The 18,630-nt window shown below is 71.0% G+C and carries 15 protein-coding genes; 14 read left to right on the top strand and 1 reads right to left on the bottom strand.

Translation table 11 applies throughout. The features are described 5' to 3' along the window. The first annotated feature begins 82 nt into the window (after window positions 1-82). From JI751_RS06160 to JI751_RS06215, 12 genes are all read left to right on the top strand, one after another. Window positions 83-1,111: a rod shape-determining protein gene (locus tag JI751_RS06160; protein ID WP_201934803.1), complete on the top strand. Its 1,029-nt coding sequence runs from the start codon at window positions 83-85 to the stop codon at window positions 1,109-1,111. After that, window positions 1,111-2,040: a rod shape-determining protein MreC gene (gene mreC / locus JI751_RS06165; RefSeq protein WP_201934805.1), complete on the top strand. Its 930-nt coding sequence runs from the start codon at window positions 1,111-1,113 to the stop codon at window positions 2,038-2,040. The genes JI751_RS06160 and mreC overlap by 1 nt, the downstream gene beginning before the upstream one ends. Then, on the top strand, window positions 2,037-2,549 hold the full coding sequence (mreD, locus tag JI751_RS06170) for a rod shape-determining protein MreD (RefSeq protein WP_201934813.1): 513 nt from the start codon (window positions 2,037-2,039) through the stop codon (window positions 2,547-2,549). Before mreC ends, mreD begins: the two co-directional genes overlap by 4 nt. Beyond that, window positions 2,546-4,681 carry a penicillin-binding protein 2 gene (gene mrdA, locus JI751_RS06175; RefSeq protein WP_307813897.1) on the top strand — a complete coding sequence of 712 codons (2,136 nt, stop codon included), beginning with the start codon at window positions 2,546-2,548 and terminating at the stop codon, window positions 4,679-4,681. Before mreD ends, mrdA begins: the two co-directional genes overlap by 4 nt. A gap of 4 nt (window positions 4,682-4,685) precedes the next feature. Next, window positions 4,686-5,858, top strand: a complete 1,173-nt coding sequence (gene rodA / locus JI751_RS06180) for a rod shape-determining protein RodA (protein ID WP_201934814.1) — start codon at window positions 4,686-4,688, stop codon at window positions 5,856-5,858. Window positions 5,859-5,931: 73 nt separating this feature from the next. Continuing rightward, window positions 5,932-7,893: a TIGR03960 family B12-binding radical SAM protein gene (locus JI751_RS06185; protein ID WP_201934817.1), complete on the top strand. Its 1,962-nt coding sequence runs from the start codon at window positions 5,932-5,934 to the stop codon at window positions 7,891-7,893. Between the two features lie 83 nt (window positions 7,894-7,976). Further along, the gene (locus JI751_RS06190; RefSeq protein WP_201934818.1) at window positions 7,977-9,071 is read left to right on the top strand and encodes a class I SAM-dependent methyltransferase; all 1,095 of its coding nucleotides are present in this window, start codon (window positions 7,977-7,979) and stop codon (window positions 9,069-9,071) included. After that, a complete protein-coding gene (locus tag JI751_RS06195) occupies window positions 9,068-10,738 on the top strand; it encodes a glycosyltransferase family 2 protein (protein WP_201934819.1) in 1,671 nt (556 codons plus the stop codon). Before JI751_RS06190 ends, JI751_RS06195 begins: the two co-directional genes overlap by 4 nt. 231 nt (window positions 10,739-10,969) lie before the next feature. Further along, the gene (locus tag JI751_RS06200) at window positions 10,970-12,412 is read left to right on the top strand and encodes a DUF2142 domain-containing protein (protein WP_236665882.1); all 1,443 of its coding nucleotides are present in this window, start codon (window positions 10,970-10,972) and stop codon (window positions 12,410-12,412) included. After that, a complete protein-coding gene (locus tag JI751_RS06205; RefSeq protein ID WP_201934823.1) occupies window positions 12,409-13,005 on the top strand; it encodes an acyltransferase in 597 nt (198 codons plus the stop codon). The genes JI751_RS06200 and JI751_RS06205 overlap by 4 nt, the downstream gene beginning before the upstream one ends. Next, window positions 13,005-14,105, top strand: a complete 1,101-nt coding sequence (locus JI751_RS06210) for a DegT/DnrJ/EryC1/StrS family aminotransferase (RefSeq protein ID WP_201934825.1) — start codon at window positions 13,005-13,007, stop codon at window positions 14,103-14,105. Before JI751_RS06205 ends, JI751_RS06210 begins: the two co-directional genes overlap by 1 nt. Next, window positions 14,105-15,103, top strand: a complete 999-nt coding sequence (locus tag JI751_RS06215; RefSeq protein ID WP_201934826.1) for a Gfo/Idh/MocA family protein — start codon at window positions 14,105-14,107, stop codon at window positions 15,101-15,103. The genes JI751_RS06210 and JI751_RS06215 overlap by 1 nt, the downstream gene beginning before the upstream one ends. On the opposite strand, the gene JI751_RS06220 is transcribed toward JI751_RS06215, so the two are convergent. Further along, on the bottom strand, window positions 15,093-16,211 hold the full coding sequence (locus JI751_RS06220; protein WP_201934830.1) for a UDP-N-acetylglucosamine 2-epimerase: 1,119 nt from the start codon (window positions 16,209-16,211) through the stop codon (window positions 15,093-15,095). The genes JI751_RS06215 and JI751_RS06220 overlap by 11 nt on opposite strands. 167 nt (window positions 16,212-16,378) lie before the next feature. Between JI751_RS06220 and JI751_RS06225 the strand changes: the two genes are divergently transcribed. Together JI751_RS06225 and JI751_RS06230 are read left to right on the top strand one after the other, a co-directional pair. Further along, entirely contained in the window at window positions 16,379-17,347 is a 969-nt protein-coding gene (locus tag JI751_RS06225) for a glycosyltransferase (RefSeq protein ID WP_201934832.1), read from the top strand. Beyond that, on the top strand, window positions 17,337-18,623 hold the full coding sequence (locus tag JI751_RS06230) for a hypothetical protein (RefSeq protein WP_201934834.1): 1,287 nt from the start codon (window positions 17,337-17,339) through the stop codon (window positions 18,621-18,623). Before JI751_RS06225 ends, JI751_RS06230 begins: the two co-directional genes overlap by 11 nt. Window positions 18,624-18,630: the final 7 nt, after the last annotated feature.

Raw genomic sequence — 18,630 nt, forward strand, 5'->3', positions numbered from 1 at the left:
CTCCTTAACCTGAGCGTGGGTCGGAGCCAGCGCTGACCCCTCTTCCCAGAGCACCACCCGACCTGCAGGGGCAGCAGCGGCAATGGCACACAACCTCATCGGCCGAGACATGGCCGTGGACCTCGGCACTGCCAACACGCTGGTCTATGTCCGCGGCAAGGGGATCGTCCTCGACGAGCCGTCGGTCGTGGCGATGAACACCACCACCGGCGAGGTGCTCGCCGTGGGCCACGAGGCCAAGCGGATGATCGGGCGCACACCCGACAACATCGCCGCCATCCGGCCGCTGAAGGACGGCGTGATCGCCGACTTCGAGGCGACCGAGCAGATGCTGCGCTACTTCATCCACCAGGTGCACCGCCGCCGCTACTTCGCCAAGCCGCGCATGGTGATCTGCGTGCCGAGCGGGATCACCGCCGTCGAGCAGCGTGCGGTGAAGGAGGCCGGCTACCAGGCCGGCGCCCGCCGGGTCTACATCGTCGAGGAGCCGATGGCCGCCGCGATCGGTGCCGGGCTCCCGGTCCACGAGGCGACCGGCAACATGGTCGTCGACGTCGGCGGCGGCACGACCGAGGTCGCGGTGATCAGCCTCGGCGGCATCGTCACGAGCCTGTCGGTCCGCACCGCGGGCGACGACCTCGACCAGGCGATCATCGCGTGGATGAAGAAGGAGTACTCCCTCATGCTGGGGGAGCGCACCGCAGAGGAGATGAAGATGACCCTTGGGTCGGCCTTCCCGCTCCCCAGCGAGCCCGACGCCGAGATCCGCGGCCGTGACATGGTCTCCGGCCTGCCCCGCACGGTCGTCGTGTCGAGCTCCGAGCTGCGCCAGGCGCTCGAGGAGCCGCTCCACAACATCATCGACGCGGTCCGCAGCACCCTCGACCAGACCCCGCCCGAGCTCGCCGGCGACATCATGGACCGCGGCATCGTGCTCACCGGCGGCGGCGCGATGCTGCGCGGCCTCGACGAGCGGCTGCGCCACGAGACCGGCATGCCCGTCCACGTCGCGGAGGACCCGCTGTCCTCCGTGGCCTACGGCGCAGGCAAGTGCGTCGAGGAGTTCGAGGCGCTCCAGCAGGTGCTCGTGTCCGACGTGAGGCGCTTCTGATGGCCTCGCTCGGGGGACGCGAACGCCGCTGGACCGGGCTCGACAGGCTCGAGTCCCGCAACCGCCCGCCGCGCTCGCTGCTCGTCGCGCTCGTGCTGGCCAGCATCACGCTGGTGACCCTGGACGTCTCCGGCGGCGCGAGCTCGCCGCTCGAGCCGGCCCGCCGGGCCGTGGGCGAGGCGTTCGGTCCGGCCGAGTCGGCCGTCGCCACCGCCGTACGCCCGTTCACGTCCGTGCCGGCCTGGTTCCGCAGCAAGGGCGACCTCGCCGACGAGGTGCGCGACCTCGAGGCCAGCAACGCCGACCTCAAGAGCCAGGTCGAGCTCGCCGGCTTCGAGCGCAACCGCCTCGAGCAGTACGACGGCCTCACCGCTGCGGCGACCGACCTGGGCTCGGCCCTGGTGCCCGCCCGGGTGGTGGCCGTCGGGTCGCGCCAGTCGCAGAGCTTCACGGTCACCATCGACGCCGGATCGGCCGCCGGGGTCGGGCCGGACATGACCGTCGTCAACAACGACGGCCTGGTCGGTCGTGTCCTGCGGGTCTCGCGCAGCACCGCGACGGTGCTGCTGATCGTGGACCCCGACTCGACGGTCGGCGGTCGCGTCGGCTCGAGCATGGAGATCGGCTTCGTCAACGGCAGCGGTTCGCTCGACCAGGCGGCCGGTCTCGACCTGCGCCTCGTGGACGACGCGTCGGTCCCGGCGCGCGACGACACGGTCGTGACGTGGGGGAGCGCGAGCGGTCCCTACGAGCCGGGCGTGCCGATCGGCAGGATCACCGAGGTCTACTCCTCGCTGCGCGAGGCGTCCCAGCGGGCCGTGGTCGAGCCGTTCGTCGACTTCTCCTCCCTCGACGTGGTCGGGGTGATGGTGCCGAGCGGCTCGCAGAGCGACCGCGCCCTGGTCGAGGCCGACGGGACCCTCCGATGAAGGGGCTGAGGTGGGCGGTCGCCGTCGCCGCCGTCGTGGTCGCCCTCGTCGTGCAGGTCTCGCTCTTCCCGCACCTCGCGTGGCACGGCATCGTGCCCAACCTCTGCCTGCTCGTCGTGGTCGCGGCCGCGCTCACGGTCGAGGCGCCGTTCGCGCTGGTGCTCGGCTTCGTCGCCGGCCTCACGCTCGACCTCGCGCCCCCGGCCGACCACGTCGCCGGACGCTGGGCGCTGGCGCTGACGATCGCGGCGTTCCTCGCCGCCCGCGTGCGACAGGACCAGAAGCCGAGCGCGATGGCCGTGGTCGGCACCGTCGCCGCGGCGTCGTTCGTCGCGACCTCGCTGTTCGCGCTGTCCGGCATCGTCCTCGACGACCCCGGCACGTCCGTCGTCGGCCTGCTCGAGGTCGTCCTGGTCGCCGTCGTCTGGGACGTGCTGCTGACGCCGTTCGTGCTGCCGCCGCTGATGCGGCTCTTCGCTCGCCTGAGCCCGCAGTGGGCGACGACGTGAGCACGGGCTCCCGGGCCGCGAGCAGCAGGAGCCGGATGCGCCTCGTCGTCGTGCAGGCGCTCGCGTTCGCGCTCTTCTCGACGCTCTTCGTCCGGCTCTACTACCTCCAGGTCATCGGCGGCGAGGGCTACCAGGCCCAGGCCGCCAACCAGTCGGTCCGCGACATCGTCGTGCAGCCCCAGCGCGGCCTCATCGTCGACAGCCAGGGCCGGCCGCTGGTCGCCAACCGCACGTCGTGGGTGGTCTCGGTCGACCGCACTCTCCTCGGCAAGCTCGACGCCGACCAGCGCACCGAGCTCGTCCGCCGCGTCGCCGTCGCGGTCGAGTCCACGCCCGAGGACGTCGAGGCCCGACTGGTCACCTGCGGTGACCCCGGCAGCGTCCGTGGCACCTGCTGGAACGGCTCGCCCTACCAGCCGGTGCCCGTCGCCTCCGACGTCTCCAAGGACGTCGCCCTCCGCGTGCTCGAGCAGCCCGAGGACTACCCGGGCGTCCTCGCCGAGCAGCAGAGCGTGCGCTCCTACCCGCGCCCCTACGGCATCAACCTGGCCCACGTCCTGGGCTACCTCAGCCCGGTGACCGAGGACGAGTACGACCTCGCCGCCGAGCGCGACGACCGCTCGCTCAACGGCGCCTCGGTCGTCGGTCGCGCCGGCGTCGAGAAGCAGTACGACGAGTGGCTGCGCGGACTGCCCGGCTACCGCCGCGTCGCCGTGGACTCGATGGGCCGGGTGCTCGGTGACGACTCGATGGTCGAGAGCACGCCCGGCGACACGCTCGTCACCTCGATCGACGCCAAGGTGCAGTCGGTCGTCGAGAAGCAGCTCGCCGCGCGGATCGCCTACCAGCGCACCCAGGTCGACCCGGTCACCGGACGCAAGTACGTCGCCGACTCGGGCGCCGCGGTCGTCCTCGACGCCAAGACGGGCCGGGTGGTCGCGATGGCCAGCCAGCCGACGTACGACCCCGATGTCTGGACGGGCGGCATCAGCGAGGCACAGCTCGCGCACCTCTACTCCGAGAAGGCCGGCACCCCGCTGCTCTCGCGCGCCACCCAGGGCCAGTTCGCCCCCGGCTCGACGTGGAAGCCGTTCATGACCGCGGGCGCGCTGACCAACGGCTACTCGATGGACACGACCCTGCCGTGCTCGTCGGGCTTCCAGGTCGGCAACCGGGTGTTCAAGAACTACGAGTCCGGCGCCTACGGCAACATCGGCTTCGCCAAGGCGCTCGAGGTCTCCTGCAACACGTTCTTCTACCGGATCGGCTTCAACTTCTGGCAGAAGTTCGGGAGCGACCCGGCCGATGTCGACGCCAAGGACCCGCTGGTCGAGGAGGCCAAGGAGTTCGGCTTCGGCTCGCGCACCGGTATCGACCTGCCCGGCGAGGCCCCCGGCCGCATCGCCGACCGCCAGTGGAAGCTCGACTACTACCGGTCGCAGAAGGACTACTACTGCGACCTCAGCGCCAAGCCGCAGACCGCGGAGACCAGCGACTTCGTCTACAAGTTCGCGCGCGAGTTCTGCCTCGAGGGCAACCTCTACCGCGCCGGCGACGCCGTGAACTTCTCGATCGGCCAGGGCGACACGATCGTCACGCCGCTCCAGCTCGCCCGGGCCTACGCCGCCCTCAGCAACGGCGGCACGCTCTGGGCGCCGACCGTGGCCAAGGCGCTGGTCAGCCCGGACGGCGACGTCCTGCGCCGGATCGCCCCGCGCAAGGTCGCCCAGGTCGACGTCCCGAAGAAGTACCTCGACTACATCGACAGCGCGCTCCAGAACGTCGCCAGCGTCGGCACGATGGCGTGGAAGCTCGTCGGGTTCCCCCTCGACGACGTGACGATCCGCGCGAAGACCGGGTCGGCCGAGGTCTACGGCAAGCAGACGACCGGATGGGTCGCGTCCTACACCAAGGACTACGTGGTCGTGATGATGATCAGCCAGGCCGGCACCGGCTCGGGCTCGACCGGCGACGGCATCCGGGCGATCTGGGAGGCGCTGTACGGCGTCGACGGCGAGACCGTCAGGCCGGCGCGCGCCGCGACCCCTGGAACGGTTCCGCCCGAGCGGCTGCCGCAGTTCCTCGACGACGGATCGATCATGCCGCCGCTGGTCCGCAAGACGGAGGACTGAGCCGATGACCATCACCTCCGCCCGCCCGGGGCGGCCGTCACAGGCCACGCCCACGCTGCGCGCGCCCGGCCTCGACTGGCTGCTGATGCTCGCCTCGCTCGCCCTCATCACGATGGGCACGCTGCTGGTCTGGTCGGCGACCTCCACGCGCGCCGACCTCACCGGCGGCGACCCCAACACCTACCTCCGCAAGCAGCTGGTCAACATCGCGATCGGCCTCGTGCTGATGGTCGCGGTGATGGCGACCGACCACCGCTGGGTGCGGATCCTCGCCCCGCTGGCCTACGTCGCCAGCATCGGTGGGCTGGCGATGGTGCTGGTCGCCGGCAGCACCATCAACGGGTCCCGCTCGTGGCTCCAGGTCGGCGGGATGTCGATCCAGCCCTCGGAGTTCGCCAAGCTCGCGGTGGTCATCGGGATGGCCCTCGTCGTCGCCGAGCGCACCGAGCGCCGCTGGGGCAGGGGAGTGGGCAGCCTGGAGGTCGTCGGGATGCTGCTCATCGCCGGCATCCCCGCGGTGCTGATCCTGCTCCAGCCCGACCTCGGCACCATGCTCGTGCTCTCCGCGACCGTCTTCGGCGTCCTCGCGGTCGCCGGCGCCGGCCGGACCTGGCTGGCAGGCCTGACCCTGGGTGCGGTCGTCGGGGCGATCGGGGCGGTGTCGGCGGGGGTGCTCAAGCCCTACCAGGTCGACCGCTTCCTGGCCTTCATGGACCCGACGCTCGACCCTCGCGGCGCCGGCTACAACGTCGAGCAGGCGCGCATCGCGGTCGGCAACGGCGGCCTCCTCGGCCAGGGCCTCTTCGACGGCTCGCAGACCCGCTCGGGGTTCGTCCCCGAGCAGCACACCGACTTCATCTTCACCGTCGCGGGCGAGGAGCTCGGCCTGGTCGGCGCCGGCATCCTGATCCTGCTGCTCGCCGTGGTGATCTGGCGCGCGCTCGCGATCTCCGCCGAGGCGGGTGACCTCTTCGGCCGGGTCGCGGCCGCCGGCATCGCCTGCTGGTTCGGCTTCCAGGCCTTCCAGAACATCGGCATGTGCCTGGGCATCATGCCCGTCACCGGCGTCCCGCTGCCGTTCGTGTCCTACGGCGGCAGCTCGCTCTTCGCGGGGATGCTCGCGCTCGGCCTGCTCCAGAACATCCACCTGAGGTCGACCGCGACCACCCGCCGCTGAGTAGGCGGCGCCCGCGCGCCCGACGTACCCTTGGCGGTCGGCTCTTCCCCTAGTCACCCGAGGTGTTTCGCTCATGTCCGTCGCGTCGGTCTTCCCGCGCCTGGAGTCCAGGCTCCCCTCGGTGCAGAAGCCCATCCAGTACGTCGGCGGCGAGCTGAACTCCGTCGTCAAGGAGTGGGACTGCGCCCTCGAGGGCCCGACCGTGCGCTGGGCGCTCATGTACCCCGACGCCTACGAGGTCGGCCTGCCCAACCAGGGCGTCCAGATCCTCTACGAGGTGCTCAACGAGCGCGACTGGATCCTCGCCGAGCGCACCTACTCGGTGTGGCCCGACATGGAGCAGGTGATGCGCACCGGTGACGAGCACGGCCCGATCCCGCAGTTCACCGTCGACAGCCACCGCCCGGTCGGCGCCTTCGACCTCTTCGGCCTGAGCTTCTCCACCGAGCTCGGCTACACCAACATGCTCAACGCCCTCGACCTCGCCGGGATCCCGCTCCACGCGGCCGACCGCGGCAAGGACGACCCGATCGTGATCGCCGGCGGCCACGCCGCCTTCAACCCCGAGCCCATCGCCGACTTCATCGACGCGGCCGTCCTCGGGGACGGCGAGGAGGTCGTCCTCGCGATCTCCGAGGTCGTCCGCGAGTGGAAGACCGAGGGCGAGCCGGGCGGCCGCGACGAGCTGCTGCGCCGCCTCGCCGTCACCGGCAACATCTACGTCCCCCGCTTCTACGACGTGGCCTACGCCGCCGACGGCTCGATCGAGGCCGTCGTGCCCAACCGCCCGGGCATCCCGTTCCGGGTCCGCAAGCACACGCTGATGGACCTCGACCAGTGGCCCTACCCGGCCAATCCGCTGGTGCCGCTCGCCGAGACCGTCCACGAGCGCTTCTCCGTGGAGATCTTCCGTGGCTGCACGCGTGGCTGCCGCTTCTGCCAGGCCGGGATGATCACCCGCCCGGTGCGCGAGCGCTCGCTCGAGACCATCGGCGCGATGGTCGAGAACGGCATCCGCAAGACCGGGTTCGAGGAGGTCGGCCTGCTCTCGCTCTCCAGCGCCGACCACACCGAGATCGCCGACGTCGCCACGGGCCTTGCCGACCGCTACGAGGGCTCCAACGTCTCCCTGTCGCTGCCCAGCACGCGCGTCGACGCCTTCAACATCACCCTCGCCAACGAGTTCTCCCGCAACGGCCGACGGTCGGGCCTGACCTTCGCCCCCGAGGGCGGCTCGGAGCGGATGCGCAAGGTGATCAACAAGATGGTGAGCGAGGAGGACCTGATCCGCACCGTCGCGACGGCGTACTCCCACGGCTGGCGCCAGGTGAAGCTCTACTTCATGGTCGGCCTGCCCACCGAGACCGACGAGGACGTGCTGCAGGTCGCCGACCTCGCCAAGCGCGTGATCGCCAAGGGCCGCGAGGTCACCGGCCGCAACGACATCCGCTGCACGGTGTCGATCGGCGGGTTCGTGCCGAAGCCGCACACGCCCTTCCAGTGGGCCGCGCAGCTCGACCACCAGACCACCGACGACCGGCTCAAGAAGCTGCGCGACGTCGTGCGCGACGACAAGAAGTTCGCCCGCGCCATCGGCTTCCGCTACCACGACGGCAAGCCCGGGATCGTCGAGGGACTGCTGTCCCGCGGCGACCGCCGTGTCGGTCGCGTGATCGAGGAGGTCTGGCGCGACGGCGGCCGGTTCGACGGCTGGAGCGAGCACTTCTCCTACGACCGGTGGATGGAGTCCGCCGAGCGCGGGCTGGCCGGCACCGGGGTGGACGTCGACTGGTACACGATCCGTGAGCGCGACTACGACGAGGTGCTGCCGTGGGAGCACCTCGACTCCGGCCTCGACAAGGACTGGCTGTGGGGCGACTGGGAGGACGCCCTCGCGGCCGCCGACGGCGCCGACATCGAGATCGAGGACTGCCGCTGGACGCCGTGCTACGACTGCGGCGTGTGCCCCGAGATGCAGACCGAGATCCAGATCGGCCCCACCGGCCAGAAGCTGCTGCCGCTGTCGGTCGTCTGAGGCGGCCACGTCCCGGGCACCATCCCCGGGACGACGTTGGATAACCTGTGGCGCGCCGTGGCGCCGTTGAGGAGGAGACACGCATGTCGGAGTCGAGCTCGAGCCCCACCGCCGGCCTGACGACCTCGTCGGAGGACTACGGCGGTGCCTACTACGCCTCGCACCTCGGTGGTGCCGACGCGTACTCGTGGGAGAGCGAGTCCTGGCGCGAGTTCTTCACCCGGATGGCTCGCCGGATCCTCGCCATCAGCCCGGCGTCGTCGGTGCTCGACGTCGGGTGCGCCAAGGGGCTGCTGGTCCAGGCGTTCGTCGAGGCCGGCGCGGACGCCCACGGGGTCGACATCTCGCAGCACGCCGTGGAGTCGTCCCACCCGGACGTGCGCGACCGGTTGCGGGTCGGGTCCGCGACCGAGCCCATCGAGGGCCGCTACGACCTCATCACCTGCATCGAGGTCCTCGAGCACATGGAGTCGAGCCAGGCGCTCGACGCGATGGACGAGATGTGTCGGGCGACCGACCGCATCGTGTTCTCGTCCAGCCCCCTCGACCTGGCCGAGCCCACGCACATCAACGTCCACGAGACCGCGCAGTGGATGGCCTGGTTCGCCGACCGCGGCTTCTACCGCCGCACGGACGCCGACCTCGGGTTCATCACGCCGTGGGCGGTGATGCTCGAGCGCAGCACCCTGACGGCGCGTGAGGTGGTCAGCCGCTACGAGGCGGTCGTCGGCCCGCTCATCGGCGAGACGCTCGCCAAGAGGGAGGCGCTGCTCGCGGCGCACCGGGAGATCTCCCGGCTCGAGGAGGACGGCGGGGCGACGGCCGCCCTCACCGAGCAGGTCGAGCTCGTCAAGAAGTTCGAGGCAGAGGTGCTCGAGGCACGTCACGCGCAGCTCCTCCAGCGCGACCACATCGTGGGGATCGAGGCGGAGATCGGTCGGCAGAACGACGACATCCTCCGCCTCCACGGCGCGCTCAGGAAGGTCACCGCGCGTGCGGAGCGCCTCGCCGAGCGCAAGAAGGCCCAGGGCAAGCGCATCTCCGGCCTGCAGTCCCGCTTGACCACCGCCCGCGACCGCAACGCGCGGCTCGAGCGGCGGGTCGCCGAGCTCGAGGGTGCAGGGTCCCGGTCGCTCGCGGCTCGCGTGGCACGGAGGCTGCGGGGCCCTGCCCGATGACCTCCCCGCTGTTCTCCATCGTCACTCCTGTCTACGACCCGCCGCTGCGGATCTTCGAGGAGACCTTCGCCTCGGTGCTCGAGCAGGAGCACCAGGACTGGGAGTGGGTGCTCGTCGACGACCACTCGCCGACCGACGACGTACGCGCGTTCATCCGGGCACACGCGGCCACGGATCCTCGCGTCCGGCTCATCGAGCGTGCCGACAACGGTCACATCGTCAAGGCCTCCAACGACGGCGTCGCCGCGGCGCAGGGCGAGTTCCTCGTGTTCCTCGACCATGACGACCTGCTCGTGCCCACCGCCCTCAAGGCGATGGCGCGACACATCGCGCTGCACGACGACACCGACTACCTCTACTCCGACGAGGACAAGGCAGACGAGGACGGCACGCTCCACTCGCCGTTCCGCAAGCCGAGGTGGTCACCCGAGCGGCTCCGCGGCCAGATGTACACCTCGCACCTGTCGGTGATGCGCACGTCGCTGGTGCGTGAGGTGGGCTCGTTCCGCGAGGGCTACGACGGGTCGCAGGACCACGACCTCGCGCTCCGCGTGAGCGAGCGCGCGCGACGTGTCGTCCACGTGCCGCAGGTGCTCTACCACTGGCGCGCCATCGCCGGCTCGGCGGCGGCCGACATCGACGCCAAGCCCTACGCGACCATCGCCGGCCAGCGCGCCGTCCAGGACCAGCTCGACCGCCTCGGCATCGCGGGACGGGTCGAGCAGGGACGCGAGCCAGGTCGCTACGTCATCCAACGTGACCTCGATCCGGATGTCCGGGTGTCGGTGATCATCCCCACACTGGGTGGGTCGGCGCTCGTCTTCGGCGAACGTCGGGTGCTCGTCGAGGAGACGGTGCGCTCGCTGCTGGCCAAGACGGACCACGACAACGTCGAGGTCGTCGTGGTCCACGACGAACCGACTCCGAGCTCGGTCCTGGAGGTGTTGCGCGACATCGCCGGGGACAAGCTGGTGCTCGAGCCCTACGACAAGCCGTTCAACTTCTCCGAGAAGTGCAACGTGGGCGCACTGCGAGCCACGGGCGACCGGCTGGTCTTCCTCAACGACGACGTGGAGGTCATCAGCGACCGGTGGCTGGAGAACCTGGTCGGTCCGCTCGACGAGCCCGACGTGGGTCTGACCGGCGCGAAGCTCTACTTCAGCGACGGCTCCATCCAGCACGCCGGCCACGGTTACTGGGGCAAGCACTACCACCACCCCTTCCGCTTCCGCACCCGCGACGATGCCGGCCCGTTCGGGGAGCTCGCGGTCAACCGCGAGGTCACGGGCGTCACCGCCGCCTGCGCCGCGATCAGGCGTGACGTGTTCATCGGCATCGGCGGCTTCAGCGAGGCGCTGCCCTCCAACTTCAACGACGTGGACTTCTGCTACAAGGTGACGCACCACGGCTACCGCACGGTGTGGGTCGCCAACTGTGAGCTGTTCCACTTCGAGTCCCAGACGCGCGACAGCGCGGTCCAGCCGTGGGAGCGACACCTCGTCGTACGACGGTGGGGCATCCCGGACAAGGACCTCTACACCCCGGCCGCGATCGCTTCGCCGATGGTGGACCCGCACCGTCTCCTCGACCAGCAGATCAACCAGCCCGCGCGCTCGAGGCCCACCCGCGGAACCGCGTCGCGGGCGAACAGGACCGCGAAGGACTGAGCTGGCCGGGCCGAGCGGTCTCGTGCGCTTGCTGGATGCGGCGCCGCCGAGGGAGTCAGGCGTCGGGCGCTCGCTCGGCCTGCTCGTTCGCGGGCGGGCTCGCCGAGGCGGGCTTTGGGCCACGAAGTGACTAGGGTGTGTCGCCGACATGGTGTCGGTCAGAGAGCAGGGGGCATGATTCGGGTCGGGTCTGTGGTGGCGGTCGTGGTGGCCGCCATCGTGTGCGGAGCCATGTGGGCGCTGTCGTCGCCCCTGGGGTCCTCGCCTGACGACAACTACCACCAGACAACGATCTGGTGCGTGGGTGCGTCGTCGTCCACGTCGCCCGACACGTGCCGGGTCACGGGGACCTCCGCGACCACCGGTGGTCGCGTCGTCGAGGTGCCGGCCCTGGTGGGCACGCCCAACTGCTACGCCTTCGTCCCGACCGAGTCGGGAGCCTGCCAGCGTCCGCTCGAGGGGCAGGAGGTCTCGACCGAGGCGATCGACAACGGCACCTATCCCGGTGGGTTCTACCGGGTGATGCACCTGCTCGTGCAGGACAGCATCCCCGAGTCCGTCCTGGCCATGCGCATGCTCAACGTGACCCTGGCCGCGCTCCTGATGGGCGCGATCGCCCTCGTGTCCACGACGGCCGTGAGGCGGTTGATGGCTCTCACGTTCGCAGTCGTGCTGATGCCGCTGGGCTGGTTCATCCTCGCTTCCGTCAACCCCAGCAGCTGGGCGCTGAGCGGGCTCACCGCGTACGGCTTCGCCCTGCACACGGTGCTCCTGCTCGACGGCCGCGAGGACCGCGTACGACGCATCGTCGCCGGCGTCCTCGGGGTGCTCGCCCTGGCGATGGCGCTCGCGGCCCGCGGTGACGCACCCGCCTACGCCGGCGTGATCACCGTGGCCCTGTGTGCGCTCCACGCGCGCACGATCCTGGCCCACAAGAAGCTGCTGGTGATCCCGGCAGTGGTTGCCGCGGTGTGCCTGTGGCGGGTGCTCGTCGCTGCCCAGGTGGCCAGCATCGCCGGTGCGTCGGCGGAGACCGACCGCACGCTGAGCGAGGTCGTCCCCAACCTGCTGCTGGAGTTCCCCGCCCTGTTCAGCGGGATGTTCGGCTATGCCTTCGGCCTCGGCTGGCTCGACACGGCTGTGCACTCGATCACCGCCTACCCGGTGGCGCTCATCGTCGGCTTCCTCGGTCTGACCGGCCTGGGCCGGATGGCGTGGCCGAAGGCTGTCGCGGCGGCGATCGTGTTCACCCCCATGCTCGCGCTGCCGATGCTCACCCTCGTCCGCACCCGGCTCATCGTGGGGGAGAGCGTCCAGCCGCGCTACATCCTCCCGCTGATGCCGATGCTGCTGGCGATCCTCCTGCTCGATCGGACGGCCGACCGGGTCGTCGGGCTCAGCCGGGTCCAGTCCGTGATGATCGCGTTGGCCCTCACCGTGGCCAACGCTGCTGCTGTGTACGCCAACATCCGCCGCTACGTCACCGGCACCGACGGCCCGACCATGATCGACTCGCTCGAGTGGTGGTGGCAGTCGGCGCCGTCCCCGGACACCGTGACGATCGCCGCAGGCGTGTCCTTCGCCGTGTTCGTCGCGCCGATCGTCGTCATGCACTGGCGGCGCCTGCCGCAGGAGGCACCCCCGTCGAGCCCCGTCACCGAGGAGATCGCATGAGCTACCGCGTCGTCGAGTCCGCCGAGGTGTCGCCCCAGGCGACGATCGGCGACGGCAGCAGCATCTGGCACCTCTGCCAGATCCGTGAGAACGCCGTGCTGGGCACCGGGTGCGTCATCGGTCGAGGTGCCTACATCGGTTCGGGCGTCGTGATGGGTGACAACTGCAAGGTGCAGAACCACGCGCTCGTCTACGAGCCGGCACGGCTCGGCAACGGTGTCTTCATCGGCCCTGCGGTCGTCCTGACGAACGACACCTATCCGCGTGCAGTGAACCCGGACGGCTCGCTGAAGTCCGGTGACGACTGGGAGGCGGTTGGCGTCACCATCGAGGACGGTGCGGCGATCGGCGCTCGCGCCGTGTGCGTCGCCCCGGTGACGGTCGGGGCGTGGGCGATGGTCGCCGCCGGAGCGGTGGTCACGTCCGACGTGCCCGCACACGCCCTCGTCGTCGGCGTGCCCGCCCGACGGATCGGTTGGGTCTCCCGCGCGGGCAACAGGCTGCAGGACCGCGGCGACGGCACGTGGGTGGACCCCGTGACCGGAGCCGTGCACGACGAGACAGATGGAAAACTGACAGAGAGGGCGTCCTGATGGACCTCGCATTCATCCCACCCGCCAAGCCGATCATCGGCGACGAGGAGCGCGCGGCCGTCGACGCCGTGCTCGCCACGGGCCAGGTCGCCCAGGGGCCCCAGGTGGCCGCCTTCGAGCAGGAGTTCGGTGACCAGCTGGTCGACGGACGCGCCTGCGTGGCGGTCAACTCCGGCACGTCGGGGCTCCACCTCGGTCTGCTCGCGGCGGGCGTCGGTCCGGGTGACGAGGTCATCGTCCCGTCCTTCACCTTCGCCGCGACCGCGAACTCGGTCGCGCTCACCGGTGCCACGCCGGTCTTCGTCGACATCGAGCCCACGTTCTTCTGCCTGGACCCCGTCGCCGTCGAAGCCGCGATCACCGAGCGGACCAAGGCGATCATGCCGGTCCACCTCTTCGGGCACCCGGCCGACATGACTGCTCTCGGTGAGGTCGCGGCACGTCACGACGTGATGCTCTTCGAGGACGCGGCGCAGGCCCACGGCGCCACCTGGAACGGCGCGAGCGTCGGCTCGTTCGGCTCCTTCGCCATGTTCTCGCTGTATCCGACCAAGAACATGACGTCGGGCGAGGGCGGCATGGTCTCCTGCGCCGACGACGAGCTCGTCCGCCGGGTGAAGCTGCTGCGCAACCAGGGCATGGAGCGCCAGTACGCCAACGAGGTCATCGGCCTCAACAACCGGATGACCGACATCCACGCGGCCATCGGCCGCGTCCAGCTGACCAAGGTCGGCGCCTGGACCGAGACGCGCCGGGCCAACGCGGCCTTCCTCGACGCCCACCTCGAGGGCGTCGTCACGCCTGCCGTGGCCGACGCCGCCACGCACGTCTACCACCAGTACACGATCCGGGTCGCCGAGGACCGCGACGAGGTCGTACGACGTCTCCGTGAGGAGTTCCAGGTCGGGTCGGGCGTCTACTACCCCATCCCCAACCACCGGCTGGAGTCGCTGACCCGGTTCGCGCCGGGGCTGGACCTGCCGGAGACCGAGCGGGCCGCGGCCGAGGTGCTCTCGCTCCCCGTCCACCCCTCGCTCGACCAGTCCGACCTCGACCGCATCGTCGAGGCCGTCAACGTCGTGGTGAAGGCGGGCGCCTGATGAGCACCGACAGGACTCTCCGCACCGGGGTCATCGGCCTCGGCTCGATGGGCCGCCACCACGCGCGGGTGATCCGCGCAACGCCGGGCATGGAGCTCGTCGCGGTCGCGGACCCCATCGGCGACAAGTTCGGCGTGGCCGAGGACCTGCCGGTCCACGCCGACGTCGACGCGTTCATCGCGGCCGGCCTCGACGCGGCCGTGGTGGCGGTGCCCACCGTCCACCACGAGGAGGTCGCCCTGGCGCTGGCCGCCGCTGGTGTCGCCACGATGGTCGAGAAGCCGATCGCGCACTCGGTCGAGGCGGGGGAGCGCGTGGGCGCGGCCTTCGAGGATGCCGGCGTCGTCGGCTGCGTGGGCTACGTCGAGCGGTGCAACCCTGCCGTCATCGCGATGCGCGAGCGCATCCAGCAGGGGGTGCTGGGCGAGATCTACCAGATCACCACCTCGCGTCAGGGCCCGTTCCCGCCCCGCATCACCGACGTGGGTGTCGTGCAGGACCTCGCCACCCACGACTTCGACCTGACCCCGTGGATCGCCGACTCGACCTACGTCCGGCTCACCGCGCACACCCAGCACCGATCGGGCCGTGACAAGGAGGACATGGTGGTCGCCACCGGTCGCCTCGCCAACGGTGTGATCGTCAACCACCTCGTCAACTGGCTCTCGCCGCGCAAGGAGCGCCAGTGCATCGCCACCGGCGAGCGCGGCGCGCTCGTGGCCGACACCCTGACCGGTGACCTGACGTTCTACGCCAACGGCACGTTCGAGAGCGAGTGGGACGCCGTCGCCACCTTCCGGGGCGTCAACGAGGGCGACGTGACGCGGTTCGCCATCCAGAAGCGGGAGCCGCTCGCCGTCGAGCAGGCCCACTTCCGCGACGCCGTGCTCGGCACGGACAGCGCCGGCATCGTGCCGATGACGGAGGGCGTGCAGACCCTGCGCGTCGTCGACGCCTGCCTGCGCTCGGCCGAGGAGGGCCGGGAGATCACGTTGTGAGGTGACCCGTGCGTCCCAGCTCCGCGACGATCGCGGCGGTGGGGTGGAACTGGTCGAGCAGCGAGGGGCGGGCGTAGTCCCGCCAGCCGTCGAGGAAGCCGCGCAGGACCTCCATGTCCAGCCCGGTCAGCAGCAGGTTGTCGCCGATGCCCTGCTGCGACTCGACGGCCTCGCGGTGGATCGCGGCCGGCTTGCCGAGGATGCCGCACTCCTGCTGGAGCCCACCGGAGTCGGTGACGACGAAGCTCGCCCTGGCCAGCAGCGGCATGAAACGTGCGTAGGGCTGCTTGTCGACCAGCCGGAACCGGTCGCCGAACAGGTGACCCAGGCCGAGCTCGTCGATCCGGTTGCGCTCGGTGTTGCCTGCCGGCATGACGAGCGGCATCGCGTCGGTCGACCGGGTCGACTCGGCCAGCACCTCCAGCGTCCGGGAGAAGACGGGGCCGTTGCGCAGCATCTCGAAGCGGTGCAGCGTGACCAGACCGAACTCGTCGGGCAGGTCGATCGCGGGGGCGTCTCCGTCGATGGCCATGCGGAGCGCGTCGATCACCGTGTTGGCCCCGGTGTCGACGATCGAGCCTTTTGCCTTCTCCCGGCGCAGGTGACCCACCTCGAGCTGGGTCGGAGCGAAGTGCAGGGTGGCGATCTTCGCCACGACGCGACGGTTGATCTCCTCGGGCATCGGGTGCCAGATGTCCCCGGTGCGCATCCCGGCCTCCACGTGGGCCACCTCGGCGCGCAGGACGCGCCCGATCAGGGCTCCGAGGACGGTGCTGAACGTGTCGCCGTGCACCACGACGAGCGGGGACGCCTCACCACGCGCCAGTCGACGACGCAGCTCGCGCCGACGGCGTACGACGGTCCAGGCGATGCGCGCGGCCCACCCGGGCACCTGGGTGACGCGTACGACGTCGCTCTGCCGCCCCTCCGGCACGAGGTCGATGCTCGGCTGGGGGAGACCTAGGTCGGCGAGCGTCGCGGGCAGACCGCCGACGTGGAACGCCGTGTTCCAGAGCTCGACCGCCTCGCCCCGCTCCTCCAGCGCGCGGATGACCGGCGCCAGCTTGATGATCTCGGCGGTCGTCCCGGCGATGAAGGCGATCGTCACTGGTTCTCCCTGCCCGACCATCCGGTCGGGACTCGTCTAGGCGTTGCAGTATCGTCTGCTCGCGGATCGAGCGAGCAACGAAAGGGTGGTCCACCACCGTGCAGGACAGCCCGACACGGCCCGCCGGAGACGACCCCGCGCAGGCGTACGCCCGTCTCGGTGTGGTGATGCCAGCCTACAACGAGGGAACGTGGGTGCGGCGGGCGCTCGATGCCCTCGAGGTCGCCGCCTCTCGAGCCGACTGGCCGCTCGAGGTCGTCGTCGTGGATGACGGCGCCACGGATCCCGAGAGCCTCGAGGTGCTGGCCGAGGTCGACGCGCGACCCCACGTCACGGTCGTCCACCAGGCCAACGAGGGACGCTTCGCTGCCCGCAGCCGTGGGCTCGACCTCGTCACCACCGAGCTCGTCCTCCTCCTCGACGCCCGCGTGCAGGTCGACCCGGAGTCGCTGGGCCGGATCCGCGCGGCGGTGTCGCGCGGCGAGCGTGTGTGGAACTACGACGTCACGCCCGCGTCCACCGAGCTCGCGGCCCTGTTCTGGACAGGCATCACCAAGGTGTGGTGGCGCGACTACTTCCGCGACCGCAGGGCCGTCGCGTTCGGTCCGGACGACTTCGACCGCTACCCGAAGGGCACCACGGCGTTCCTCGCGCCCGCACAGCTGCTGCGCGACGCCGCGGCCGGCTTCGAGTCGCACTTCGACAACCGCGCGCTCGCGTCCGACGACACTCGGTTGCTCCGAGCCGTCGCCGAGGTCGAGCACATCCACCTCTCGCCCGACGTGATGTGTCGCCACCACGTGAAGTCGGGGCGTACGGCCTGGATGAGGCAGTGCTACTACCGAGGGACCACCTTCGTCGACGGCTACCTGGGCGACCCCGGCCGCGCGGGCAGCATGCTGGCAGGTGCGGCGGGTGCCGGTGCGCTCGGCCTCGTCGTGACGTGGTCGGCCCCGCGCGCGACCGCGGCCGCCGCCGTGGTCGGGTGCGCCTCGACCGCGTCGGTGACCCGCTGGGCGGGCGGCACGCCGCGGGAGTCGGTGGCGGTCGGCCTGCTGACCCCCGCGTTCGGCGTGCTCTTCGGCGCGGGAGTGGTGCGCGGCCTGCGCATGGCTGCCGGACGACGTGGCCGATAGCGCCGGGGCGCCCGAGGCCGGCGCCGTCGCCGGCTCCCACCTCGGGTTGCTGTCGAGCGCGTTCTTCGCCTCGAGCGGGCTCGGCCTGCTGCTGCTGGTGGTCATCGCGCGGTGGCTCACACCCGCGGACAACGCTCACTTCCAGGCCGTGTGGGGCCTGATCTTCGCCTTCGCCAGCGTCATGGGGGCCTTGGAGCAGGAGGTCACGCGACGCGCCACGTCGGCCCACCTGGACGGCCATCGCACCCCGGTGGGCGTCGTCCAGTCCGTGCTGCTGGCAACGCTGGCCTGCGTCGTGGTGCTGGGCGCCCTGCTGGCGACTCCCCAGGGGCGGGCGGTCGTGCAGGGCTCGATCGCGATCGTGCTCCTGACGCTGTTCGCCATGGTCAACTTCGTGGTGCTGATCCTCTCCCGCGGGATCCTCCTCGGACGCGGCGCCATCCGCCCGTACGCCGCGCTGCTCGCCGGCGAAGGTGCCCTGCGGCTGGTGGTCCTCGGTGTCCTCCTCGCCAGCGGGCTCGACGGCACCGTCGTCTGGGCGGTCGTCGCCACGGTGGGCGGATCGCTCGTGTGGGTCTTCGTGGTCGTCCGGGTCGCGCGCGAGATCGACTGGTCGAGCCGGCGCGACCGCTGGCGCGAGGTGGGCGGGACCGTCGCTGCCCTCGCCACGGCCAACGGCCTCTCCGCGCTCGTGCTCACCGGCTTCCCGACGGTGGCGGCCACGATCGTCGGCAACGCGGCCGACCTCGCCGTGCTCTTCGCCGTGATCACGCTGGCGCGGGCTCCTCTCGCGCTGCTCGCGCCCGTCCAGGCGCTCACGGTGCCCACGGTCGTGCGGTGGAGCCGTGACGGGGACACCCGACGGATCTCGCGTGCCCTCGCCCAGATCGCCGGTGGCAGCGCCGTGGTCGCGCTCGCGGGCGCCGCAGTCGGCTACGTCCTCGGCCCCTGGGCGGTCGCGCTCGTGCTGGGGGCGGACTACCGTCCGTCCGCGGTGATGGCCGCGCTGGTGGCCGGGGCGACGTGCGTGATGGCCGGCGCCCTGCTCCAGGCCGCCGCCCTGGTCGCGCTCCAGCGCTACTGGCAGCTCACCGCCTGCTGGGCCGTCGCGATCGCCGGAGCCGCCGTCGTGATGCTCGCGCCACCCTGGAGCCCGGAGGATCGCGGACTGGGTGGCTTCACTGTCGCCTCGCTCGCGGCGTTCGTCGCCACCGCCGTCGCCGTACGCCTGAGCGTGGTCGCCGCCGACCAAGGCTCCGAGGCCGGGGGCCATTAAGGTGCCC

It is taken from the genome of Nocardioides baculatus, from assembly GCF_016735675.1.
Lineage (GTDB): Bacteria > Actinomycetota > Actinomycetes > Propionibacteriales > Nocardioidaceae > Nocardioides > Nocardioides baculatus.